The 23553-nt window shown below is 64.6% G+C and carries 25 protein-coding genes; 6 read left to right on the top strand and 19 right to left on the bottom strand.

The annotated features are described in order from the left end of the window. The first annotated feature begins 29 nt into the window (after window positions 1-29). From FFS37_RS19760 to FFS37_RS19750, 3 genes are read left to right on the top strand one after another with little or no spacing between them, the layout of a single operon-like run. The gene (locus tag FFS37_RS19760) at window positions 30-1175 is read left to right on the top strand and encodes an ABC transporter ATP-binding protein (RefSeq protein ID WP_137932642.1); all 1146 of its coding nucleotides are present in this window, start codon (window positions 30-32) and stop codon (window positions 1173-1175) included. Further along, window positions 1168-2025: a 2-aminoethylphosphonate ABC transporter permease subunit gene (locus tag FFS37_RS19755; RefSeq protein ID WP_137932641.1), complete on the top strand. Its 858-nt coding sequence runs from the start codon at window positions 1168-1170 to the stop codon at window positions 2023-2025. The genes FFS37_RS19760 and FFS37_RS19755 overlap by 8 nt, the downstream gene beginning before the upstream one ends. A gap of 2 nt (window positions 2026-2027) precedes the next feature. Next, window positions 2028-2825, top strand: a complete 798-nt coding sequence (locus tag FFS37_RS19750; RefSeq protein WP_137932640.1) for an ABC transporter permease subunit — start codon at window positions 2028-2030, stop codon at window positions 2823-2825. Between the two features lie 11 nt (window positions 2826-2836). On the opposite strand, the gene FFS37_RS19745 is transcribed toward FFS37_RS19750, so the two are convergent. The 8 genes from FFS37_RS19745 to FFS37_RS19710 form a co-directional block, all read right to left on the bottom strand. Further along, the gene (locus tag FFS37_RS19745; protein ID WP_137932639.1) at window positions 2837-3283 is read right to left on the bottom strand and encodes a MaoC/PaaZ C-terminal domain-containing protein; all 447 of its coding nucleotides are present in this window, start codon (window positions 3281-3283) and stop codon (window positions 2837-2839) included. Between the two features lie 8 nt (window positions 3284-3291). Beyond that, on the bottom strand, window positions 3292-4368 hold the full coding sequence (locus FFS37_RS19740) for a Gfo/Idh/MocA family protein (protein WP_137932638.1): 1077 nt from the start codon (window positions 4366-4368) through the stop codon (window positions 3292-3294). Further along, window positions 4361-4690, bottom strand: coding sequence for an L-rhamnose mutarotase (locus FFS37_RS19735; RefSeq protein WP_137932637.1), 330 nt, complete (start codon window positions 4688-4690; stop codon window positions 4361-4363). Before FFS37_RS19735 ends, FFS37_RS19740 begins: the two co-directional genes overlap by 8 nt. A 9-nt stretch (window positions 4691-4699) precedes the next feature. Continuing rightward, complete coding sequence (locus FFS37_RS19730; RefSeq protein ID WP_137932636.1) at window positions 4700-5812, bottom strand: mandelate racemase/muconate lactonizing enzyme family protein; 1113 nt, start codon at window positions 5810-5812, stop codon at window positions 4700-4702. Window positions 5813-5817: 5 nt separating this feature from the next. Further along, window positions 5818-6915, bottom strand: a complete 1098-nt coding sequence (locus FFS37_RS19725; protein WP_137932635.1) for an ABC transporter ATP-binding protein — start codon at window positions 6913-6915, stop codon at window positions 5818-5820. A gap of 4 nt (window positions 6916-6919) precedes the next feature. Beyond that, window positions 6920-7786: a carbohydrate ABC transporter permease gene (locus FFS37_RS19720; RefSeq protein WP_135901769.1), complete on the bottom strand. Its 867-nt coding sequence runs from the start codon at window positions 7784-7786 to the stop codon at window positions 6920-6922. Further along, complete coding sequence (locus tag FFS37_RS19715) at window positions 7786-8685, bottom strand: carbohydrate ABC transporter permease (protein WP_408631441.1); 900 nt, start codon at window positions 8683-8685, stop codon at window positions 7786-7788. Before FFS37_RS19715 ends, FFS37_RS19720 begins: the two co-directional genes overlap by 1 nt. A 140-nt stretch (window positions 8686-8825) precedes the next feature. After that, entirely contained in the window at window positions 8826-10142 is a 1317-nt protein-coding gene (locus FFS37_RS19710) for an ABC transporter substrate-binding protein (RefSeq protein ID WP_137932633.1), read from the bottom strand. A gap of 165 nt (window positions 10143-10307) precedes the next feature. On the opposite strand from FFS37_RS19710, the gene FFS37_RS19705 reads away from it, so the two are divergent. Then, a complete protein-coding gene (locus FFS37_RS19705; RefSeq protein ID WP_137932632.1) occupies window positions 10308-11096 on the top strand; it encodes an IclR family transcriptional regulator in 789 nt (262 codons plus the stop codon). Between the two features lie 64 nt (window positions 11097-11160). After that, window positions 11161-12000, top strand: a complete 840-nt coding sequence (locus tag FFS37_RS19700) for an amidohydrolase family protein (protein ID WP_137932631.1) — start codon at window positions 11161-11163, stop codon at window positions 11998-12000. Between the two features lie 17 nt (window positions 12001-12017). Here FFS37_RS19700 and FFS37_RS19695 read toward each other — a convergent pair whose 3' ends face one another. The 8 genes from FFS37_RS19695 to FFS37_RS19660 all read right to left on the bottom strand — a co-directional run bounded on the left by FFS37_RS19695 (window position 12018) and on the right by FFS37_RS19660 (window position 19589). Continuing rightward, a complete protein-coding gene (locus tag FFS37_RS19695; RefSeq protein WP_137932630.1) occupies window positions 12018-12989 on the bottom strand; it encodes an ABC transporter permease in 972 nt (323 codons plus the stop codon). 1 nt (window position 12990) lies between these two features. Then, window positions 12991-13941 (bottom strand): ABC transporter permease, encoded by a 951-nt coding sequence (locus FFS37_RS19690; RefSeq protein ID WP_137932629.1) that lies wholly within the window; start codon window positions 13939-13941, stop codon window positions 12991-12993. Then, window positions 13938-14693, bottom strand: coding sequence for an ATP-binding cassette domain-containing protein (locus FFS37_RS19685; RefSeq protein WP_137932628.1), 756 nt, complete (start codon window positions 14691-14693; stop codon window positions 13938-13940). Before FFS37_RS19685 ends, FFS37_RS19690 begins: the two co-directional genes overlap by 4 nt. Further along, complete coding sequence (locus FFS37_RS19680) at window positions 14686-15423, bottom strand: ATP-binding cassette domain-containing protein (RefSeq protein ID WP_137932627.1); 738 nt, start codon at window positions 15421-15423, stop codon at window positions 14686-14688. The genes FFS37_RS19685 and FFS37_RS19680 overlap by 8 nt, the downstream gene beginning before the upstream one ends. An 80-nt stretch (window positions 15424-15503) precedes the next feature. After that, window positions 15504-16691, bottom strand: coding sequence for an ABC transporter substrate-binding protein (locus FFS37_RS19675; protein ID WP_137932626.1), 1188 nt, complete (start codon window positions 16689-16691; stop codon window positions 15504-15506). Between the two features lie 23 nt (window positions 16692-16714). Further along, window positions 16715-17860, bottom strand: a complete 1146-nt coding sequence (locus FFS37_RS19670; protein WP_137932726.1) for an extracellular solute-binding protein — start codon at window positions 17858-17860, stop codon at window positions 16715-16717. Between the two features lie 14 nt (window positions 17861-17874). Continuing rightward, window positions 17875-19035 carry a CaiB/BaiF CoA transferase family protein gene (locus FFS37_RS19665; protein ID WP_137932625.1) on the bottom strand — a complete coding sequence of 387 codons (1161 nt, stop codon included), beginning with the start codon at window positions 19033-19035 and terminating at the stop codon, window positions 17875-17877. A 2-nt stretch (window positions 19036-19037) separates the two neighbouring features. After that, window positions 19038-19589 carry a MaoC family dehydratase gene (locus FFS37_RS19660; protein WP_137932624.1) on the bottom strand — a complete coding sequence of 184 codons (552 nt, stop codon included), beginning with the start codon at window positions 19587-19589 and terminating at the stop codon, window positions 19038-19040. 200 nt (window positions 19590-19789) lie between these two features. Between FFS37_RS19660 and FFS37_RS19655 the strand changes: the two genes are divergently transcribed. Further along, a complete protein-coding gene (locus tag FFS37_RS19655; RefSeq protein ID WP_137932623.1) occupies window positions 19790-20887 on the top strand; it encodes a lactonase family protein in 1098 nt (365 codons plus the stop codon). A 57-nt stretch (window positions 20888-20944) separates the two neighbouring features. Here FFS37_RS19655 and FFS37_RS19650 read toward each other — a convergent pair whose 3' ends face one another. The 3 genes from FFS37_RS19650 to FFS37_RS19640 all read right to left on the bottom strand — a co-directional run bounded on the left by FFS37_RS19650 (window position 20945) and on the right by FFS37_RS19640 (window position 23523). Next, entirely contained in the window at window positions 20945-21937 is a 993-nt protein-coding gene (locus tag FFS37_RS19650; RefSeq protein ID WP_137932622.1) for a Tim44 domain-containing protein, read from the bottom strand. Between the two features lie 73 nt (window positions 21938-22010). After that, window positions 22011-22310, bottom strand: a complete 300-nt coding sequence (locus FFS37_RS19645; protein ID WP_137932621.1) for a TFIIB-type zinc ribbon-containing protein — start codon at window positions 22308-22310, stop codon at window positions 22011-22013. A 223-nt stretch (window positions 22311-22533) separates the two neighbouring features. Continuing rightward, complete coding sequence (locus tag FFS37_RS19640; protein WP_137932620.1) at window positions 22534-23523, bottom strand: zinc-dependent alcohol dehydrogenase family protein; 990 nt, start codon at window positions 23521-23523, stop codon at window positions 22534-22536. Window positions 23524-23553: the final 30 nt, after the last annotated feature.

The following is a 23553-nucleotide window of genomic DNA, read 5'->3' as shown; positions in this document are numbered from 1 at the left end:
GTCAAGGAAACGATCCGGAGAACAAAGCCATGTCGGCAGCCGCCTTCACGGGTTCTGGAGTCACGGATATCGACGCCGCGAAGGTTCGCGGCGCCGGTTCCAACGTCCACTTCGACAAGGTTGTCGTCGCCTATGGCTCGCACGTCGTTCTTCATCCGCTGACCCTCGACATCGCGCCCGGCGAAATCCTGGCGATGATCGGCCCGTCCGGTTCCGGCAAGACGACCGCCTTGCGGGCGGTGGCCGGTTTCGTGCGGCCGGCGAGCGGGCGCATCCGCATCGGCGCCACCGATGTGACCGACCTGCCGCCCTACGAGCGTGGACTGGGGATGGTGGTGCAGAACTATGCACTCTTCCCGCATATGCGGGTCGAGGACAATGTCGCCTTTGGCCTGAGGGCGCAGGGTGCCGACAAGGCGCTCATCGCCGAGCGGGTCAAGGATGCGCTGGGCACAGTCGGCATGTCGGCCTATGCCGGACGCTATCCGCGCGAGCTCTCCGGCGGCCAGCAGCAGCGTGTCGCCATTGCCCGCGCGCTGGCGGTGCGCCCCCGTGTGCTCCTGCTCGACGAGCCGCTCTCGGCGCTCGACGCTCAGATCCGCCGCAACATGGTCGAGGAGATCGCCCGCCTCCACCGCAGCCTGCCGGGCCTGACGATCCTCTATGTCACCCACGACCAGACCGAGGCCCTGACCCTTGCCGACAAGATCGCCATCATGCGCGATGGCAGGGTCTGTTCGCATGGGCCGACGACGGAACTCTACCGGCGTCCGCCGAACCGGTTCACCGCCGAGTTCCTGGGCCGTGCCAATCTGCTGCCGGTGACGGTCGCCGAACCCGTGGGGTCGAACGGCTTTGCCACCGCAAGGCATGGCGAAGCCGTGCTCGCGGGTGCCGCCCGCGACGAGAGGGCAGGCGACAAGAGCCTGCTCTGCATCCGGCCACAGCATCTCAGCCTGACGGCCGACGCGGAGCACACCAACCGCATCGTCGGCACGCTCAGGGAGGTGCACTGGCAGGGCGAACTCACTCATCTCGTGCTCGATGTCGACGGCACGCCGATGCGCGTCTCGGCGACCAAACTGCCCGTCGCTCTGCCTGAACCGGGGGCGAGCGTGCCTCTGTACTTCTCGCCCGCCGACACGTCGCTGCTGCCGGAAGACGCCGGTGTCTGAGGCGATTGCCCTTCATCCGCCGGCGAGCAGGAAAGAACCCGGCCGGTTGTGGATCGTGCCGCCGGCGGCGCTGCTCGCCCTGCTGTTCTTCTATCCTCTGGCGCTTATCGTCAGGCAGGCTTTCCTCGATGATGGCGGCGTCGCCAATGCAGGCGAAATCATAAATGTTCTCCACTCGCGGTTTTTCCTCAACGCGCTGATGAACACCGTGACGATCTCGGTAGCCGCCACGGCCGGATGCCTGATCGTTGGCCTCTTGCTGGCGCTGATCCTTGCCTTCGTGCCGTTTCCCGGCAGCGGCTTCATCGCCAGGCTCATCGACACGTTTATCGCGTTGCCGACCTTCCTGGTCACGCTTGCCTTCACCTTCCTCTATGGTTCGGCGGGCATGCTCAACTCAGGACTGATGGAAGTCTTCTCCTTGCCGCTGCCGCCGGTCGATTTCCTCTATTCGACCTGGGGTGTGGTGCTGGCCGAAGTGACGGTCTACACGCCCTTCATCCTGCGGCCGCTGCTCGCCGCCTTTTCGCTGGTCGACCGTGCCCAGATCGAAGCGGCAAGCGTGCTTGGCGCACGTCCCTTGCGCATCGTGCGCCAGATCATCCTGCCGGCGGCAGTTCCCGCACTCATCGCCGGCGGCAGCCTCTGCCTGTTGCTCACCGTCAACGAATTCGGCATCGTGCTGTTCATCGGCGCCAAGGGCGTCATCACGCTGCCCCTGCTGATCTACGGCAAGGCGATCCAGGAATCGGCCTATCAGGTCGCCTGCATCATCGCCACGGTCAATATCGCGCTGTCGCTCGGCCTGTTCGGGCTCTACCGCTTCGCCGCCAGCCGGTTGGGAGCCTAGCCATGCTGGTCTGGTCGCGATCCGGTCGCCTGCTGATCTGGCTGTTCTTCGCATTGATCTTCGGCGTGCTGTTCCTGGCGCCGCTGGCGGTCATTCTCCTGTCCAGCCTTGCCGATCAGTGGAATGGTGTTTTGCCCAACGGGCTGACGACAGAGCACTACACCGACGTCGCCAGGGGCGCTGCGTGGAACTCCGTGAAGGCAAGCTTCATCACCGGCTTCCTGGCGAGTGCCCTGGCGCTGGTCAGCGGCACCTGGGCGGCGCTGTCGCTGCGCCTTCAGGGCCAGTCCCTGAAGCGCTTGCTCGGCCTGCTGTTCTTCATCCCCAGCGCCGTGCCTTCGGTGTCGGTCGGCCTCGGCCTGCTGGTTGCCTTCAGCCACCCGCCGCTGCTCCTGAACGGCACGATCGCCATCGTCATGATCGCGCATTTCGTGCTGATTTCGGCCTTCACCTTCGGCAATGTCTCGGCCGGCCTGGCGCGGCTGTCGCCTGATTTCGAGCAGGTGGCGTCGAGCCTCGGCGCGCGTCCCGCCTACCGGCTCTGGCATGTTACGTTGCCGCTGCTCGCGCCTTACCTCGTCGCCGCCTTCGGCCTCAGCTTCGCGCTGTCCATGGGCGAGCTCGGCGCCACCGTCATGGTCTATCCGCCGGGCTGGGTGACGCTGCCGGTGTCGATCTTCAGCCTCACCGATCGCGGTGACATCTTTGCCGGAGCGGCACTGACCATGATCCTGGTGGCGGCGACCCTGATCCTGCTGCTCGGCCTTGAACGCATCACCGCCCGCGCCACCGGCTCGTGACGCCGGGCCGCCTAGGCCGGCTTGCGTTCGACGATGTAGATGTGATCGGCAGCCAGCACCACCTCGCCACGCTGGTTGATCACTTCGCAGCGCTCGATCACGCGGCCCGAGCCCGGTCGCTTCGGATCGTCCTCTTTGGCCGCGATGGTGGTGCGTGTGCGGATCGTGTCGCCGATGAATACGGGCTTGATGAAGCGAAGCCGGTCATAGCCATAGGAAAAGGCAACCGGATTGACGATAGCAGCCGTCAAGCCGATGCCGACCGAGAACACCAGCGTGCCATGCGCGATGCGCTGGCCGAACGGCGTCGTCTTCATGTACTCGGCGTCCATATGGTGCGGGAAGAAATCGCCGGTGTGCCCGGCATGGACGATGAAGTCTGTCTCGGTGATGGTGCGGCCGCTGGTCAGCCGCGTCGAGCCGATCTCGTAGTCCTCGAAATAGGTGATCTGTTCCATGTCCTGCCTTACGGCCTTTCGGCGAGCGGCGTTGCCGGCGCCGCGCTTGATTTATAGGCGGCCTCGACCAGGGCCATCGTGTTCCAGGCGTCCTCGACCGAGCTGATCAATTCCGCATCCTCGCCCGATGCAAAGCGCTGGACATTGGCCATGCGGCCGACGAATGCGTCGGGGAACCATTCGCCGGCCAAGGGCACGGCGATCCAGTCCTGGCCGCCTTTCGGATGGATCTCCAGAATGTCGGGCTCGCCACGGGGATAATCGAGATTGAGGCCGAGCTTGAGATAGGCCGCGCCCTCGGTGCCGCAGATACGGAACTCGCAGGCCTGATGCCGCCGGCCGAATTTATGATCGTGGTTGATCGACAGCGCGCAACGCACGGTGTCGCCATAGTCGAGAATGGCGCTGGTGCGCGTCTGCGCCACCGTGTGGTTGGGATGGCCGAGTGTCTTGGCGTGCACGCCCCTGGGGTCGCCGAGCAACTGCCTGACGAGATCGAGATAGTGGATGGAATGCATGGCGATCTCGACGCGCGGCGCCTTGAGCAGGAACTCCCACAACTGCCAGGGCGTCGCCAGCGCCAGCCATGCATCGAAGTCGACGACCTCGCCGAGCCAGCCCTTGGCGATGGCGTCCTTCAGCGCCAGCATCATCGGTGCGAAGCGCAGTTGAAAATTCACAGCCGCTTGGAGGTGCCTGGAGCGGCAGATTTCCAGGATTTCGGTCGCCTCGCCGAGATAGTTGCCCATCGGCTTTTGGATCAATGCCACCGCACCATCGGGCAGCGCCTTCAGGATCTCGGCGTGCCGGCTCGGCGGCGTCGCCAGATCGAAGATGGCGTCGGGCACGGCGGCGGCTTCTTCTGGCGAGCGAAAGGCGGCGACGCTCCATTTCTCCGCAAGGGCCTGCGCCTTGGCCTGATCGGGATCATAGAGGCCCACAACCGGGAAGTCGGCTTTCCGGTAGGCTGGAAAATGCGCGTCGCCGACGATCGATCCCGCGCCGAAGGTCACGATCGGCCGGGGCTTCGAAGGTCTTGGCCAGGACTGGACGAGCGAGGCAGGGTCGAACCCGGCCTCAGTCATGATGGAAGACCTCGTCCATCGAAGCCCACCATTCGCCTTCCCTGCGGGTCGCCAGCGGCTCCTGGCAGGGCATGCAGAAGGACCACCACTCCTGCGTCTTCGGGTCGGCCGCCATCCTGGCCATGTCGGCCGCGTAATCGGTGCCGTGATACTCGAAATAGGAAAACAGCAGGTTCTCCGGCCGCTTCAGGTAGATGGAGTAGTTCTTGATGTTGCAGGCCGAGATCATCGTCAGCACATCGGGCCAGACCGCGGCATGGAGGCGGACATACTCCTCGACCTTCTCCGGCTTCAGCCCCAAGATCATACCCATCCGCTGCATGTCGTTCCCCTATCTGGTGATCGCCGTGGTGAATTCGGCGATGCTCATGGCCTTGACCGCGTCCCAATCCCAATCGATGCCGATACCCGGCTCGTCGGGCGCAAGCGCGTGCCCATCCTCGATGCGCATATGCTTGCCGGTCAACTGGTCGAGCTGCGGAATGTACTCGACATAGCGGCCGTTCTGAACAGCGCAGGTCAGGCTGACATGAAGCTCCATCAGGAAGTGCGGGCAGACCGGGATGTCGAAAGCTTCGGCCGCATGCGCGATCTTGAGCCAGGGCGTGATGCCGCCGATGCGGCCGACATCAACCTGCACGATCGAGCAAGCGCCCTTCTGCATGTATTCGCGGAAGTGGCGCATGGAGTAGAGCGACTCGCCGATGGCGATCGGCGTCGGCGTTGAATTGGATAGCCGCACATGGCCGTCTATGTCGTCGGCGGGCAGCGGCTCCTCGATCCAGGCGAGGTCGAGTTCACGCAGCTTCGCCGCGCGCCGGATCGCCTCGTCGACGAAAAAACCCTGGTTGGCATCGGTCATGATCTCGTAGCCGTCGCCAACGGCCTTGCGGACCGCCGACAGGCGCGCGAGATCCTCCGACCCATGCGGCTTGCCGATCTTCACCTTGGAACCACGAAAGCCCTTGGCCTTGGCGGCCAGTGCGTCGTCGACCAGCGCCTGCGTCTCGATATGCAGCCATCCGCCCTCGGTCGTGTAGAGCGGACAGCGGTCCTTGGCGCCGCCAGCAAGTTTCCACAGCGGCAGGTTCTGCTTTCTTGCCCTCAGGTCCCAAAGTGCGGTGTCGATCGCGGCGATGGCGATTGCCGTGATGGCGCCGATCGTGGTGGCATGGGTGGCGAATTCGAGATCGTGCCAGATCGCCTCGATCATGTCGGGGTCGCGGCCGATCAGGCGCGGAGCCAGGTGATCCGACAGAAGCCGCATCACCGACGAACCGCCGGTGCCGATCGTGTAGCTGTAGCCTGTGCCGACCGCGCCGTCGGAATCGGTGATGGTGACGATCGGCGTCTCCTGGCTGACGAAGCTCTGTATGGCGTCGGTGCGCTTGACCTTGGGCACAAGGTCCACCATCCGCAGTTCGATTTTCTCGATCCTGGCCATGTCGATCAGCTCCGCAAGGTCTTGCCGGTGTCGGTGGCGAACAGATGCGCCTGCGACAGGTCGAGGCTCATGGCGACGCGCTCGCCCGAACGCAGGGGCCTCGGATTGAGCATCCGCGAAACCCAGTCGCTGCCGTTGAACTCGACGAACACCAGCGTCTCGTTGCCGAGCGGTTCGGTAACCGTGATCGGCAGCTCGATCTGGTGCACAGCGGTCGCATCGCCGGAACTCAGCCCGTGGCCGGTGGGATAGATGTCGTCGGGCCGCAACCCGAACACCACTTTGTCGCCGGCCGTGACATTGGCCTTGAACTGGGCGGGCAGGGGCAGCCTCGCGCCGCTGGCGAAGACCAGTTGGCCGCCATCGACCGTCGCCTCGTTGAGGTTCATCGGCGGCGAACCGATGAAGCCGGCGACGAAGCGGGTCGCCGGCCGCCGGAAAACTTCGTCCGGCGTGCCGACCTGTTCGATGTAGCCGTCGCGCATGATGACGATGCGGTCGGCCAGCGTCATCGCCTCGACCTGGTCATGGGTAACGTAGATCACGGTCGACTGCACCTTGGCGTGCAGCTTCTTGATTTCGGTGCGCATCTGGGTGCGCAGCTTGGCGTCGAGGTTGGAGAGCGGCTCGTCGAACAGGAACACATCGGGGTCGCGCACGATGGCGCGGCCCATGGCGACGCGCTGGCGCTGGCCGCCCGACAGCTGCGAGGGGCGGCGATCGAGCAGCGCGTCGAGGCCGAGGATCGCAGAGGCCTCGGCGACGCGGCGGTCCATTTCGTCCTTGGCGGCGCCGGCGATCTTCAGGGAGAAGCCGAGATTCTCGCGCACCGTCATGTGCGGGTAGAGCGCGTAGGACTGGAACACCATCGAGATGTTGCGCGAGCGCGGCGGCAGATCGTTGACGACACGGCCGCCGATCCCGATCGAACCGGCGCTGATCTCCTCCAGCCCGGCGATCATGCGCAAGGTGGTCGACTTGCCGCATCCGGAAGGCCCGACCAGCGCGATGAATTCACGGTCGGCGATGTCGAGGTCGATGCCATGCACGATCTCGATACTGCCGTAGCGCTTGGTCAGTTTTTTCAGGGAAACCGTTGCCATGAGATCAGCCTTTCACCGCGCCGGAGGTCAGGCCGCCGACAAGGTGCTTCTGGACGATGTAGGTGAGGGTGAGCGCCGGAATGATCATCACAACGGCCAGCGCGCACATGCCGCGCCAGTCGATGGTGAACTCGGCCGTATAGTCGAGCAGGCCGACCGGCAGCGTCTTGGCGCTGACCGAGCGGGTCAATTGCGAGGCCAGCGCGAACTCGTTCCAGCACGTCAGGAAGGCGAAGATCGCGGCAGACGCGATGCCCGGCCCGGCAAGCGGGAATTCGACCTGCCAGAAGGCCTGCCAGCGCGTGCAACCGTCGATCTGCGCGGCTTCGGCGAGATCCTTCGGCACCTGGCGGAAGAAGCCGTCGATCAGCCAGATGGTGAACGGCACGTTGAGCGCGACATAGGCCAGGATAAGCCCGAAATGCGTATCGATGATGCCGAGCCGCACATAGAGGAAAAACAAGGGTAACGACAGCGCGATGCCAGGCACGGTGCGCGTCAGCATCAGGCCAAGAAAGACGCCCGACTTGCCACGGAAGCGATAGCGGGCGAAGGCATAGCCGCCGGCCATGCCGATGGCGACCGCAATGACCGTCGACGTCACCGAGATGATCAGCGAATTGCGGAAATACTCGATGACCGGGATGCCGCCCTTGCCGATGCCCGAGAACATCGCGACATAGGCGTCGAACGAGATCTGTTGCGGGATCCACACCGGCGGCTTGGCCATGATCTCGACGGTGGGCCGCAGCGACGAAAGAACGATCCACAGGCCGGGCAGGCAGATGGTCAGCATCGCCAGGAACAGGCCGATGCGGTAGACGATGCCAAGCAGCCGGCGCTTCAGGCGGGCGGAAGAATTCTCGTCCATCACCACTCCGCGCCGATCTGGGTGCGCGCCGCGGCGAGCTTGTTGAAGAAATAGACGGTGAAGGCGATCGACAGCAGGATCGAGAAATAAGCCATGGCGTTGGCCGCGCCCATGCGCCCGTCGCTGTAGGCCGTGCGCGCCACCAATGTCCACAGGAGCTCGGTACGGCCGGCGGGTCCGCCATCGGTCATGATCTTGACGATGTCATAGGCGCGCGCGACGTCGAGCGAACGGATGGTCATGGCGATATAGGCGAACGGCATGACGAACGGCCAGGTCACATAGCGGAAGGTCTGCCACGGCGTGCAGCCGTCGACGCGCGCCGCCTCGATCGGCTCCTTGGGCATGGCGAGCAGGCCGGCGAGAATGAGGATGGCGAAGATCGCCGTTGACGACCAAATCTCGGCGATAGAAATGGCGATGAAGGCGAGGTGGCTTTCGATAAGCCACGGAATTGCGTCCTGCGAGATGCCGAGCGACTGCAAGGCATTGTTCACCAGTCCGATATTGTCGTTGAACATGAATTTGAACTGGAAGCCGACCAGGATCGGCGAGAACATCATCGGAAACATCATCAGCGTGCGCAGCAGGCGCTGGCCGCGCGTCGCCTTCTCGACCAGCATGGCGAGACCGAGGCCGAGCAGCATTTCGAGATTGAGTGCGATGGTCAGCAGCAGCACGGTGCGGCCGAACGCCCACCAGAAATCGGTATTGGACAGGATCGCGACATAGTTTCGGAAGCCGACGAACACGAAGAAGGTCTCGGGCTTGGTCAGGCGGAACGGCGTGAAGCTGGAATAGAGCGACAGGATCAGAGGCACCACGACGACCGCGGCCAGCACGATGATGGCCGGAAGCAGCAGCAGGAACGGCGCGGATGGCTTCAAGCCCTTCATCAGGATCCCATGGGGGTTTGCGTTCAAATTCCGGCCCGCCCGCCGAGTGACACCCGGCCAAGGGAGGGAAAAGGATCGTCAACACTGGCTGGACGCGATCGCCTCCCCCATCAGGAATGGGGGAGGCGGCTTGGGAGCGATCGTTAGAGCTTGCCGGCGTCCTGCAGGATCTGCGTCGCCTTGGCGGCGGCTTCGTCCAGGGCCTGCTTGGAGGTCTTGTCGCCAAGGATCGCCGCCTGCAGTTCCGGATAGACGGCGTTCGAGATTTCGATCCATTCAGGCGTCTGCGGCACGGCGAAGGCGTGCTTGGCTTCTTCCTGGAAGGCCGAGAGGACCTCCTTCTTGTAAGGATCGTTCTCCGCCTGCTTCAGGTCCCAGTCCCAGACCGCGGTGCGGGTCGGCAACGGGCCGGCGGCGGCTTCGAGCTTCTGGCTGTCCTCGTTGGTCAGCCACCATACGAGCGAGGCCGCGGCCTCCTTGTTGGGGCAGTTCTCGGTCACCGAGAAACCATGGAAACCGGACCAGCCGGTGCGCTTGCCGGAAGAGCCCTTCGGCGCAACCTTGACGCCGACATTGCCGGCAACCTTCGACGATTTCGGATCGTTGAAGAAGCCAGCCCAGCCCGGCCAGTCGAGATTGATGGCGACCGTGCCAGAGGCAAAGCCCTGGCCGAGATCGTCCCAGAGATAGTTGGTGGTTCCGGCGGGCACTGCCTTGGCCTTGTAGAGGTTGACGAACCAGTCGAGCGCCCGGATGCCGGCCTCGGAGTTGAAGACCGGCTTGCCGTCCTTGTCGAGATATTCGCCGCCCTCGGCGACCACCATTTCGTAGAACCGGCCGTTGATCGCCTCTTCCTTGCCGGCGAACTGCGTGCCGTAGAAATTCGGCGGGTTGGCGAAGAACTCGGCCTGGTCGGTGACTTCCTTCCAGGTGTCCGGCGGCACCAGGTCATAGCCGTATTTCGCCTTGAACTTGGTCTTGTTGTCGGCGTTGTCGTAGAGGCTCTTCTGGTAGTAGAGCGCCGAAACGTCGAACTGCGCGCGCGGCAGCATTTCCAGCTTGCCGTCTATGGTTGCCGATTTGATCGTCGACGGCACAAAGGCATCGATCTCTTCCTTGGGCAGAAGCTTGCTGAGGTCGGTGTAGAGACCGGTATATTGCGGCGCGAAGGACGAATGGTTCCAGCCGACGCACCAGTTGGTGCTGCCCGAGGCGATGTCGGACTTGAGCTCCTTGTCGATGTCGAAGCCGTTCTTCTTGGTCAGGATGTTGACCTTTGCGCCGGTCGCCTTCTCCCATTCGGGAATGCGCTCGTAGAGCTTCTCGTATTGCTGTCCGCCGATCAGCTTCACGTCGACGGTGACGCCTGGAAATTTGCCGGGCAGATCGGCCGCAAGCGCAGCGCCGCTCAGCGCCAGCCCGGCCAGGCCGGTGGTTATGCCTAGTAGCAGTCTCGTCATGTTCTCCTCCCATGGACCCGGCAAGGCGGCCCCGCGATATGCGGCGTCGCCGTGTCGGCTTCATTCATATGCAAATAGCATTTTCATTCCCGGGTCAAGCCGATTGTGCTTTGAGCGGAGGAGGCTTTATGCATATATGGAGTTCGAAATTCACTGGAGAGACACTTGGCCGAAGACGAAGAGGGCGACCGTTACCGCGCGCCGGCACTGGACAAGGGCCTCGACATTCTCGAACTGCTGTCGAGCGTGGATGGCGGGCTGACCCAGGCGGAGATCGCCAAGCGGCTCGATCGCAGCCCGAACGAATTCTACCGGATGCTCGACCGTCTTGTGCGGCGCGGCTACGTCACCAAGATCGACGGTGATCGCTATTCGCTGACGCTGAAGCTTTTCGGGCTGGCGCAACTGCATGCGCCGGTGCGCAGGCTCGTCTCCTACGCCACGCCCATCATGCGCGAACTGGCCGAGACCTCATGGCAGGCTAACCAGCTCGTCGTCTTCGACCGGGGTGCGGCCGTGGTCATCTCGCAGCAGGAAGCCCCGCGCTACTGGGGTATTTCGATCCGTGTGGGTTCGCATATCAGCCTTTTCGACACTGGCTCCGGTCATGTTCTGCTGGCCTTCCGCTCGCCGGAGGAGCGGGAAATGATGATCTCCGAGCATTTGCAAAGTACCGAGGAGTTCGCGCTGACGCCGGAGTTCTTCGCCCGGCTCGACCAGGTGCGTGACCGCGGCTACGAGATGATGGCCTCGCTGCAGACGGCCGGCGTCTACAATCTTTCGACGCCGGTGCTGGGACCGGACGGCCGCGCCATCGCGGCGCTCACCATTCCCTACATTACCCTCGTCAACGCGGCGGCCGCGCCCGACATCACGCTGACGATCCAGCTTTTGCGGGATGCCGCGGCCCGGCTGTCGAGACTGGCGGGTTCCGATGTGCCTCAGTCCTCGTAATTTCTTATTTGAATAATCGATTTTTCAGCGAGATAGTGTTGCGCACCATGGAGGACACGCGGCGATGATCATCGACACCCACCTGCATCTCATCGATCGCTCGGCCTTGCGCTATCCCTGGCTGACGGGCGCGCCGGCGCTGAACCGCGATTTCTCCTATGAGGAGTATGCCGCCGAGGCGCAACGTGTCGGTGTGGAGCGCGTGCTGCACATGGAGGTCGATGTCGACGCCGCCGACATCGAGGCTGAGACCGCCCACGTCGAGAGGTTGTCGCGGCAGTCCGGCAGCATGCTGGCCGGGGCGATCGCATCCTGCCGTCCGGAGGAGGCTGATTTTACCCCCTATCTCGAACGGCAGCAGGCCAATCCCTTCGTCAAGGGTTTCCGCCGCGTCCTCCACGTCATGCCGGACGAACTGTCGGAAGCCGCGCTGTTCCGGGACAACATCAAGCGGCTCGGTGGAACCGGCCTGACCTTCGACCTCGTCGTGCTGCCGCACCAGATTCCCAAGGCGATCGCGCTGGCCGATCTTGCGCCTGACGTCCAGTTCGTCCTCGACCATTGCGGTGTGCCCGATATCAAGGCCGGAGCCGAACATCCCTGGCGCGATCATATGAGCGAGATCGCCCGGCGCCCGAACGTCGTGGCCAAGATCTCCGGCGTCGTCGCCTATGCCGATCCCGGCAACTGGACCGTCGAGACACTTCGTCCCTATGTCGAGCACACGATCGGCTCGTTCGGCTGGGACCGCGTCGTCTGGGGCAGCGACTGGCCGGTCTGCACGCTGGGTGGCGGGCTCTCGACCTGGGTGGCCGCGACGCATGCCTTGCTCTCCGGCAGCAGCGTCGCCGAGCGCGACGCGCTGTTGTCGGGCAATGCCCGAAAGCTGTGGCGTCTCGACTGACTTCGCCCGATCTCTGGTCAGATCGTGGCCGAGACGTGCCGCTCCCGGCCGTAGAGCGAGACCAGCAGCACGATGATGAACCCCAGTGCTGCCTGCACGGCCGAAGGCTGGAAGCCGAGGCCGATCAGCAGCGTGTTGATTTCTGTGAGCACCAGCACGCCGGCGATGGTGCCGAGATAGCTGCCGCGTCCGCCGACCAGCGCGGCGCCGCCCACGACGACTGCGGCGATGGTCTGGAACAGGTAGGGCTGGCCAACATCGCCATAGGCCGAGCCGGTGAAGCCGAGCAGAAGCACACCCGCCACGGCGGCGAAGAAGGCGCTGGCCGCATAGGTAATCATCCACATGCCAACCGGATCGATCAGCGCCAGAGGTGCTGCGCCCGGATTGCTGCCCAGCGCATAGAGCCGGCGCCCGTAAGGCGTCCGTTCCAGCACCAGCACCACCAGTGCTGCCAGGACGATCAGGCTCGGCACCAGCCATGGCACCGGCAGAGGCCCGGCCGAGCCGCCGATCGAGACGAAAGAGGAAACCGCTTGCGGCGCCGAGCCTGACGGGAAGCCGGCCGTCCATAAGAGCACCAGCCCCTGCACCACCATGCCGATGCCCAGCGTGACGATCAGCGGCTGGATGTCGAGACTGCGCGCGATCAGCCCGTTCAGTCCGCCGATGGCGAGCGCCAGCACGCCGACGAGCGCGCAGACCAGGAAGAAGTTCCAGCCGTCGCCGTAGAGTTGTGCCGCCACGACATTGGCGAAGCCGATGACGAACGGGATGGACAGGTCGATGCCGCCCATGATCACCACCAGCGTCTGCCCGATCGAGGCGACCGCGAGCAGCGAGGCGAGCACCAGCATGGCGCGCACGGCAAATGGCGAGGAATAGCCGGGGATGAGAAGCGTTCCGGCGAGATGCAGGAGCGCGGCGACGCAGAAGGCGCCGATGACGCGGGCATTGGTCGTCGCGAACAGGTTTCTGCGTGCGGCCATGTCAGCGCCCCCTCATGGCCAGGCGTTCCTGCATGGCGGTCAACATCACCGCCAGCACCAGTATGGCGCCATAGGCGATCTGCAGCACGAAGGTCGAGACGTTGAACGTCGTCAGCACGCTCTGCAGCAGGAAGATATCGATGGCGCCGATCGCCGCGCCCGCGACGCCGCCTCGTCCACCGGCAAGGCTGACGCCGCCCAGGGCGACCGCGGCGATGGCGATCAGCGTGTAGGTCGGCCCGATATTGGGATCGGCCGACCCGATCAGTGCCGTCAGCATCAGCCCGGCGCAGCCGCCGAGGATTCCCGTCATGACATAGGCGATGAACCGCACGCGCGTGACATCGACGCCGGCGGTGTAGGCGGCCCGGTCGTCGCTGCCCACCGCCATCAACTGGTCGTAATACGGAAGCCGCCGCACCTGCCACCAGCCAAGGAAGATTGCCGCCAGCGGCAGCATCGACCAGGGACCCGCAAGGGCCTTGAGCCAGGCCGGAGCCGGACCGATCGGCGCCGGCAGGATCGTCAGCGTCACGCCGGTCAGGATCAGATAGGTGCCGAGCGTGGCGACGATCGGCTGGATCCGCACGATGGTCGCGAGAAACCCGTTCGCAGCGCCGACAAGGCCGCCGACGAGGAGGGCTGCCGGCACAACAAGCAGCGGCGACGCGATGCCGGCCTTGAGGAACAGAACCTGGATCAGCATGGCATTGACGAAGCCCATCAGCGGCCCGACCGAGATGTCGATGCCGCCACGTCCGGCAAGGATAACCGGCGTCGAGGCGATTGCGGCGCCGACCAGCGGTGCGGCCAGCCCGATCAGCGCGCCCCACGAACCCGGCTGGAACCGTGCCGGATTCAGCACGAGATTGATGGTCAGGAGGACGATGAGCAGCACGACGGCAAAACCGATGCTGCGCGCAAGCGACATGAGGCGAGAGATATGGTTCATGCCGCGCGTCCAAACATCGCCGCGATGACGGTTTCGGTGTTCATCTCCTCTCCGGCGATCTCCGCCGCGACTTCGTTCTCCCGGAACACCAGCACGCGATGGCAAAGCAGGAGAATCTCCTCGATCTCGCTGGACAGGATGACGAGAGCCATGCCGTCGCCGGCAAGCCCGCGAAACACATCGTAGAGAACATGCCGCGTCGCCACGTCGACGCCGCGCGTCGGGTCGTTGAGGAGCAGGATCGCAGGCTGGAGCGCCAAGGCTCTTGCCAGCAGCACCTTCTGCTGGTTGCCGCCCGACAGCGTGGTTATCGGCGCATCGGGTCGGGGCGCCACGATCGACAGCTTTTCGCGATAGCTCTCGTAGCGCGCTCTGCGCGCCGCGGGACTGATCAGGCCGAGGCGCGTGTCGCGCGCGAGCGTCGAAATGGCGAAATTGTCGAGCACCGACTGTGTAGGAAAAATACCGCTCGCACGCCGGTCGCGGGGCAGGTAGGCGATGCCGCTGGAGACCGCCTTGCGGAATCCGGTGATCTGACGTGGCCCGGCGGGCAGGTCGAGCGCGATCGAGCCGCCTAGCGGCGGATCGAGGCCGGCCAGCATTTTCAGGAACGGCTCCTGGCCGTGGCCATCGAGCCCGGCAAGGCCGACGATTTCGCCCGGAGCTATCCGCTTCGCGATCGGACTGGCGCCCGGCGCGATGACGAGGTCATGGACGATCAGGCCACGAAAATCGGAGGCGCGATCAGCCATGGGCAAGCTCCGCCGCTGTGCGCGGCGCCATGGCCTTGAGCAGTTCGGCGGGCGTCGAGGCGCCGCGTTCTTCGGTGCTCACGACGGTGCCACCGCGCAGGACCGAAATGCGATCCGACAGCGACATCACCTCATCCATCCGGTGCGTGATGAACAGGATGAGGCAACCCTCGCCGGCAAGGGCACGCATCAGCGAGAAGACGGATTCGCGGTCGGCGAAATCGAGCGCGGCGGTCACCTCGTCGAGGATCAGGATCTTCGGGTTGCGCACGACGGCACGGGCGAGGACGACCAGTTGCTGGGCCGCGAGCGGCAACAACCCGGCAGGCGTGTCGAGGGGAACGCTCGTGACGGCGAAGCGGTTCAACGCAGCGGCTGCCCTGTCGCGGCGCTCGTTGCGCGGCACGGTACGCCGGATGAGCCCGTCGAGGCCGAGCAGGATGTTGTCGGTCACGCTGCGGTCCGGTGCGATCAGCACTTCCTGAAACACCGTGGCGAAGCCTCGCACCTGGAAGGCCGAGGGCTTCGTGCCTGAGAACGGCTTGCCCTCGAGCAGGATGGCGCCGCTGTCCGGCTGGACGATGCCGGACAGAAGCTTCACCATGGTACTCTTGCCCGAGCCGTTCTCGCCAAGGATCGTGTGGATCGTCCCCGCCCGGAAGGCGATGGAGGCGTCCGCGAGCGCGACTGTCTCGCCATAGCGTTTGGATATGGTCTTGATTTCAAGCATGCCGTTTTCGAAGCTGGCCCGTGTTTCGAAGCTCGCAAGCCGGCTCCACGAAGAGCCGGCTTGCTGGTCTGCCGTTGGCCTTACTTCGCGCAGGCGTCGGGAACCTTCGAGTAGTCCCAGCCCTTGGTCGGGGCGGGGTTCGAGAAATAGGCGTCAAGCCATTCCTCCGGCATCGGATCCTTCGGCGGCACCGGGAAGATCGAGACGGCATCGGTCGTCATGCAGTCCTTGTACCAGGAACCGAGATCGGCGTTGTGAACCGCCGGGATCGGGATCAGCAGCGTGTTCAGCTTCGGCTTCTGGCCGTCCAGCATGCGCACGCCGACGCGGAACAGCGTCTCGGCGGTCCAGTGCGGCAGCACCGCATGGCCCTCGAAACGGTACTTGTCGGGATTGGCCTTCCAGTAGCCCAGCGCATCGCCGGTGATCGAACCGGTGATCAGCGGCGCCGGGCGGCCGGCCTCGGCGAAGGCCTCGGCAACGACGCGGCTTTCGCTGCCCGTCGTCCACACCGCGTCGATCGGCGCCGGGTTCGTGGCGATCGCCTGCAGCACCACTGTCTTGGTGACGTTGGCCGTCCAGTTGCCGTTGACGGTGCGCGAAATCTTCAGCTTCGGGTTCTCGGCCAGCGCCTTGTCCGCACCCTGGCGCTCCTGCACCACGATGGGGTGACCGGCAATGCCTTCGACCAGCAGGATGCTGGCGCCGTCCGGATCGGCCTTGCCGATCGCCGTCATCATGTCATAGCCCCAACGCGCATAGTTGGAATCGACATTGATCGCGTTCGGGCTGGTCACCGAACCGGCCGCGGTGATGAAGGGAATTCCGGCCTTCGCGGCGGCATCGATGGCATCGTCGAGCGCCGTCGCCGAACCCGGGATCGAGGTGATGATCGAGCACTTCTTGTCGATGAAGGCGCGGATCTGGTTGATCTGCTGGCTGGCGTCGTTGTTGGAATCCGACACCTCGAAGCTGGAAACCGTGCCGTCGGCGATCAACCCGTCGACAAGACGCTTCAACTCCTTGGTCACCGTGACGCGCCACGGGTTGCCCTGGTAGGATTCCGAATGGCACCATTTCCATGGCTTCGGCGGCGGGGTGAAGTTGTCCCAGGCCGACGGCAGCACCTTCTGCGGCGCGCCTTCATATTGCGCCTTGAGTTCGCCCGGCAGCCCGCCGATGACGCCCTGTACATCCTGGGCAAGGGCAGTCGTGGCAAGCGAGGCAAATGCGGTTGCGGCCAGCAGGCCGCTTGTCATGTTCTTCATTGTTCTCCTCCGTTCGGTTTGGGTCAGGCTCTTCCACCGGCAGCGCCGGACACCTGTGCCGGGCTACCCTCCCGGAACAGGCGATTTAAATCGGCAACGACCTGGCCGGCCCGATGGCCTGATGTCATGCCCGAATTGATGCGATCGGACGCCGCCTGCTGGAACGCCATGTAGCCGTCGTGGCGCGGCCGCACCCAGGCTCCCTCCAGTGTCGCCCGGGTATCGCGATAGAAATTGCCGGTCGCGGCGTTGACCGCCTGGTCTTCCCATGCTGCGGCATGGCCGGGCTGTCCGCCGGCGGCGGCATAGGGTCCGCGCTGGACGTCGCCGCTGGCGACCCAGTAGGCGAAGTCGATCGCGGCATCGCTGGCCTTGGAAAACGCCGATACCGCGATCCCGGTGCCCCCAAGCGCCGACCCGACAGGCCCGCCCGAACCGATGGCCGGAATGTCGGCGAACGCCAGCCGGTGCGGGCGAAATCCCGATGTCGCATAAGACACGTAGCCATAGATCAGCGGCGCGCAGACAATGCCGGAGCCGGGTTCGGCCATGCATTCGGAAACCGCGATCGGATCCATCCCGAAACAGGCGGGATCGACCAGCGCCGCGATCTCGCGCATGGCCTCGAAGACTTCAACGCCTGTTTCCCTATCGATGAGATCGCCGGCCGGATCGGTAGCGCAGGCACGGCCCAGATTGCCGGCAAGCGTGTAAAACACCATCAGCACGTGCGGTGGCCGCAGGGGCAAAAGCACGCGACCCTGCCGGGCAAGGTCGAGTACCTCGCTCCAGCGCGCCGGCGGCGCGTCGAGCGCGTCCGGCCGCCAGGCCTGCACCTGCGTCGCGGCATCGATGGGGAAGGCCCACTGCCGCCCCTGCCAACCATAGCTCGGATAGGATTGGCCGACGCTGCCGGAGGCAAGCGCGGCGCGCTCGGCTTCGCGGCCGGCAATGTCCAGGGGGGCAAGGCAGCGCTCCGCCGTGATCTGGCCGACATGCGGGTGGTCGATGACGATCAGGTCATAGGCGCGCGCCAGATCCTCGACGGGGTAGGATTCGAAATCCTGCAGCGAACGCTTGTCCCACTCGATCATGACGCCGGTGCGTTCCCGCCACAAAGCGGAGCAGGCGACCATCGGGTCGTAGCCGCGCGGATGGCTCCATGTCATGCCCTTGAGCGTGGTCACAGGCCGAACTCCTTACGGATTGCGGCGCTGTGTTCGCCAATGCGCGGCGCGGCGCGGTCGACCTTCGCCCTGATGCCGTCGACCCGCAGCGGCGAACTTGTGGTGAGGATCGACACGTCGTCCTCACGCGTCACCGTCTGCAGCATGTCGAGCGCCTGGAAGCCTTCGCTTGCCAGCATCTCGGGCCAGGTCAGCACCTTGGCGCACCAGATATCGGCGGGTTCGAGAATGGAGAGCCATTCGTCGATGGTTCTGGTTGCGATCCGCTGCGCGATGATTGCCTTGATGTCGTCGCGCGCGGTGAACCAGGTCGCCGGCTTGTCGCGGTAGGGTGCCAGCTCGTCGAGCGACAGAAGGTCAGCCAGTTTGGGGATCGGCGTCATGGCGATGGCCAGATAGCCGTCCTTGGCCGGATAGACGCCGTATGGCGCCGACAGATAGGCGTGCGCGCTGCGGAAGCTGGAGCGGCGGGGCAGGCGGCGGCCATCGTTGAGGTGCGTGGTCAGCACCTCGAACTGGAAATCGACAAGCGCTTCCAGCAGGCTGGTCTCGATATGGCTGCCCTGGCCGGTGATGCCGCGCCGGACCAGCGCGGCCAATACGCCTTGCGCGCAGGCTGCGCCCGCCAGCATGTCGCCGATGGCAAGGCCGAACGGCACCGGCCCCTGGTCCTCGTCGCCGTTCAGCCACATGACGCCGGACCGCGACTGCGCCAGGAGATCCTGGCCGGGACGTTTCACCCAAGGGCCGTCCTCGCCATAGCCGCTGATCGACGCATAGACCAGCCGAGGGTTGATCTTGCGCACCGCCTCGTAGTCGAGGCCGAGCCGCTCGATGACCCCTGGCCGAAAATTCTGGATCAGCACATCGGCCTTTGTCAGCAGGCCGCGCAACGCTTCGACATCGGCCTCGTTCTTGAGGTCGATGGCAAGGCTCTCCTTGGCCCGGTTGATGGCATGGAAGATGGTGGAATCGCCGCCGATCTCAGTGTCGCTGAGATAGAGCCGGCGCGACAGGTCGCCGCCGTCGGGGCGCTCGATCTTGATCACCCGCGCTCCGAGGTCGAGCAGCCTGAGCGAGCAGTAGGGCCCGGACAGGAACTGGCTCATATCGACGACAACGAGGCCGGCAAGCGGTAATTCGGCTGCTGCCGGCATTCCTATTTCTCCGTCTTGCCGATGAAATCGGCGGGGTTGCGGTACTTTACCGTCTGCAGATGCTCGCAATAGAGAACGAGCTCGCCTTCACCCTTGAACACTTCGTAGCTGGCACGGATCAGCCCCATCTCCTTGTAGCGCGGCTTCTTGTCGAGGTTGGAACGGATCGAATAGATCGTGTCGCCGATGAAGACAGGCTTTATGAAGCGGAGCTTGTCGTAGCCATAGGAAAAGGCGTTGACGCAGTTGGTGGCGACCAGCCCCAGCCCCGCCGAAAAGACGAAGGCGCCGGCGATCAGCCGCTTGCCGAAAATGCCTTCGCTTTCGGCAAACATCTGGTCCTGCACATAGGGGTGGATGTCGAGCACAAGCGTGTTGAAGAGGTGGCTGTCCCCTTCCGCCATCGTGCGGCGCAATGAGCGGATCTTCTGGCCGACGGGCCAGTCTTCATAAAACCAGTTCTCGGCGTTCCACACCGGCAGGGCGGCGTGATCCTCCGGCATGTTCCTGGGATGGGTGGAGGCGACGCCGACCGTGGGCGCGAAGCCGTTCATGGCCGGATCCGCCGATGCAGCGGGACGCCCCGGACAACCATTTGACCACGCGTCGCACCGCTCGATTGCACGATCTCTCCTCCCGTCAATCTTCTTTTATAAATACTATTTTCACATATGGGGTTGCGTTGCAAGCGAGGACAGGCGAAATTTTGGGTCGCCTCGCCGCACCGAACGCCGGCGGGCAAGGGAGGAAAAACATGAGCGATGCCTGTCTGGTCTTTGTCGGAAGCCTGAATCGCGAGGCGCCGTATTTCCAGGGCGCGCGTGGCGTCGGCCTTGGCGTTTACAGCTTCGACGAGCAGACGCTGGAGATCAGGAAACTGGCCGAGACCGGGGACGTGGATAATCCGACGTTCCTGTCGGTCACATCAGACGGTTCGCGCATCTATGCCAATTCGGAAGTGTTTGCCTGGCGCGAGGGGACGGTCTCGGCCTATAGCTTCGATCGTGGTTCGGGCGCGCTCACCTATCTGAACAAGCAGCCGTCGCTGGGCAGCATCACCGCCCATAGCACCATCACCCGCGACGGCACGAAACTGCTGGTCGCCAACTACGGCATGGGCGAGAGTGGCCCGGACCAGGCTGTGGCGGTCTATGGTTTCCACAAGGACGGCGCCTTGTCGGCCCCGCTGTCAAGCGTCGCGCACCAGGGCACCGGTCCCAACGCCGCGCGGCAGGAGCGCTCCCACGCCCACAGCGTCACCGAGACCGTCGCGGGGGGAATGGCCGTTGTCGCCGACCTCGGCATCGACCGGCTGGTGTCGTATCGGATCGGGCGGGATGGCGGCCTGGCCAAGCTGGCGGAATCCGCGCTGGCGCCGGGCGCGGGTCCGCGCCATCTCGCTTTGCATCCGAACGGCCGGTTCGTCTTCGTCATGAATGAGCTGGATTCGACGGTCGTGTCGATGGCGCTGGAGGAATCCACCGGCAAGCTGTCGGTTCTCGACATCAATCCGGCGGTGCCGGCCGAGGCGCGCGACAGCAATCATTGCGCCGATATCCAGATCTCGCCGGACGGCCGTTTCCTCTACGGCTCCAACCGCGGCCACGACAGCGTCGTCATCATGGCCGTCGATCAGGAGACAGGCGCGTTGAGCCTTCTCGGCTACGTCCCTTGCGGAGGCGCCACGCCGCGCAACCTGGCGCTGACGCCGTCAGGTGGCCATCTGTTCTCGGCCAACCAGAATGCCGACAGCATCTCGATCTTCGCACGGGACGCCGGCAGCGGCATGCTGGCCGACACCGGACGGAGCATCGAGATCGGCACGCCGATGTGCGTCAAGATCGTGCGATGATTGTCGGCTGTGCCGGCAATCATTGTCGTCACAGCGCCGGCCGAAGCCGCTTGATGCTTAGGCCTGCTGGATTGCCGATAGCTTCCAGTCCGAGCCATTCTTGCGCGTGAACGTCCACAGCTCCGTCGTCTCGGTCGGATGGTCCTCGTCGCCCTCGACGACCTTGCCGCTGGCCCGTTCGCGCGTCACGTCGCGGGATTCGTAGCGCAGTGCCGCCGTGGCGTAGTCGCGGTCGTCCTCGCGCCAGCTCTCCGCGATATCTGCCTGCAGCAGCGTGATATCAGACACTTCGTTGCGCAGGCCCTTCTGGGCGTTGTCGGCCAGCTCTTCCGACAGATAGGACACCATCTCCGGCGTCACCGCCCGGCGCAGCGCCGCATGGTCCTCGCGCCCGAACGCTTCCTGCACGTCGGTCAGCAACCGCTGGAATGCATCGAGGTCGCTCTGGGCCAGCGTGATCTCTTCGGTGTCGGCAACCGGAGCGCCGCCGCCCGAACCGCCGCCGAAACCAGGAATCTTGAAGGAGCCCGCGGTGCTCGTCTCCGGCTGCGCCGCGGGACGGTTCTCGAATCGCGAAGCCTGGCCGATGCCGGCGCCGGCGAGCGCGGGTTCAGCGCCGCGCGCGGATTGCGAACGGAAGAAGCGGATGGCCAGCATGATCGCACCACCGATAAGCAGCGCCTGCAGCAGAAAGCCGAACATCCCGGCCAGACCGCCGAAGCCCTGGCCCAGGAGCAGGCCGATCAGACCGCCGATCAGCAGCCCGCGCATCATGGTGCCGCCAAAACCGCTCATGAAGCCGGGCCTTTGCGGGCTGGCCTGTGGCTGCCGGGCGGCGGAGTTCACACCGGTGTTGGGCGTCATCGAGCGCTCGACCGGAGCGGTCGGCGCCGGCGCGGTCCGGGTCGGCGGCGCCGACTGGAAGGTGCGCGTGCCGCGGCTGCCGAAGCTGCCGCCGCGCCGCGCCTCCGCATGATCGATCGCCACCATGGAGAACGCCAGGAACAGCCCTGCGAAGAGGGTGGCAAATCGGCTTGTGCGGGAAAGCATGGGAGATTGACCTTTATCGGCTGTGGTTTCGGAATTCTCGACAGGCGCTGGCCCGTTGCCGGGCATCACACCGTCAATCGAACAGCTCTTCGAAGAATGATTTCTTCCGCTTTGGATAGCGCTGGCCATGCGAGCGCGAATAGTCGTCGTCGCGGCCGCGACCCTGGTGCGGCTGGGCGTATGCTGGCGGCGGTGCCTGCGGAGCGGGCGGCGCTTCCTTGGCCGAGCGCTCGATGATCTTGTCGAGCTCGCCTCGATCGAGCCAGACGCCACGGCATTGCGGGCAGTAGTCGATCTCGATGCCCTGGCGTTCGCTCATGACGAGCGCGACGCGGCAAGAGGGACAAACCAGACCAAGCAGGGAAGATGTCATGCGGGGCTCCAAACCAGAATGTGAGCCCGCCTGACCGAAAAAACGATGGAAACGGGCCCGTTATAGCGGTCCGACATCACGGCCGCCCGAAGGCGACAGTCAGAGGGGCCCGGCCCGCACCCCAGACTTAGGAATGCGAAGCCGAGCCTTCAAGGGCGATATTGGCGGCATGAATTATTTGTTGCTCAAAACGTCACCACGATCTCGGATCGTCACCACGATCTCAGATCGTCACTACGATCTTGCCGAACTGCTCGTTCGATTCGAGATAACGATGCGCCTCGACGATCTGGTCGAAGGTGAAAGTCCTGTCGATGACCGGTTTCAGCATGCCGGCCTCAAGGCCCTCCAGGATAAACGCCTTGGCGGCCTCCAGCTTCGCCGGATCGCCGGTGATCTCGTGGACGAGATAGCCGCGCAGCGTCAGCGTCTTGGCGAGGACGGCGCCCAACGGGAATGGCGTCGGTTCGTGGCTGAGGCCGCCATACTCGATCAGAATGCCGCCGCGAGACATTGCCGCCGCCAACGGCTCGAAGATCGGACCGCCGACCGCGTCCAGCACGACGCGCGCGCCTCGCTCCCCGGTGATTTCACCCAGCCTTGCTGCGAGATCCTCCTCGGCCAGAACCACGACTTCGCCAGCGCCAGCATCGAGCAAGGCCTGCTTCTTCGCCGATGTCCGTGTCACCGCGATCGCTGTCGCGCCGATACGGTTGGCAATCTGGATCGCGGCGAGCCCGACGCTGCTCGAGGCCGCGGTGATGACGACGAAATCCTCTCTGCGCAGCCCGGCTATGTCGACCAGCGCGCCGTAGGCGGTAAGATATTGCATCCAGGATGCCGCGGCGGCCTGCCAGCCGAGCGAGCGCGGATGCTTGACGGCGAGACCGGATGGGACGGTGACAAGCTCGCCATAGGTCGGCCAGCGCGCCATCGATTGCGGCGGGATGATGCTGACGGCATCGCCGGTCGACAGACCCACAACCCCTTCGCCGACCAACTCGACGACACCAGCCGCTTCCAGACCCAGGCCGGAGGGAAGGGCGGGGGTCTCGATGTAGGCGCCCGCGCGCAACAGCGCCTCGGCGCGATTGAGACCGAGCGCCTTGACGCGAATCTGGACCTCGCCCGGACCGGGCCGGGGAAGGTCGACATGCTCGATGCGCAAAACCTCGGGACCACCATGCTGATGGAAGCGGACCACTCGTGTCATCGGGATTACTCCAAATCAATTGAACCGAGT

This window comes from Mesorhizobium comanense (genome assembly GCF_005503535.1).
GTDB classification, from domain to species: domain Bacteria; phylum Pseudomonadota; class Alphaproteobacteria; order Rhizobiales; family Rhizobiaceae; genus Mesorhizobium; species Mesorhizobium comanense.
Note: the sequence above shows the minus strand (reverse complement) of the source record. Positions and strands in the feature narration are given on the sequence as shown.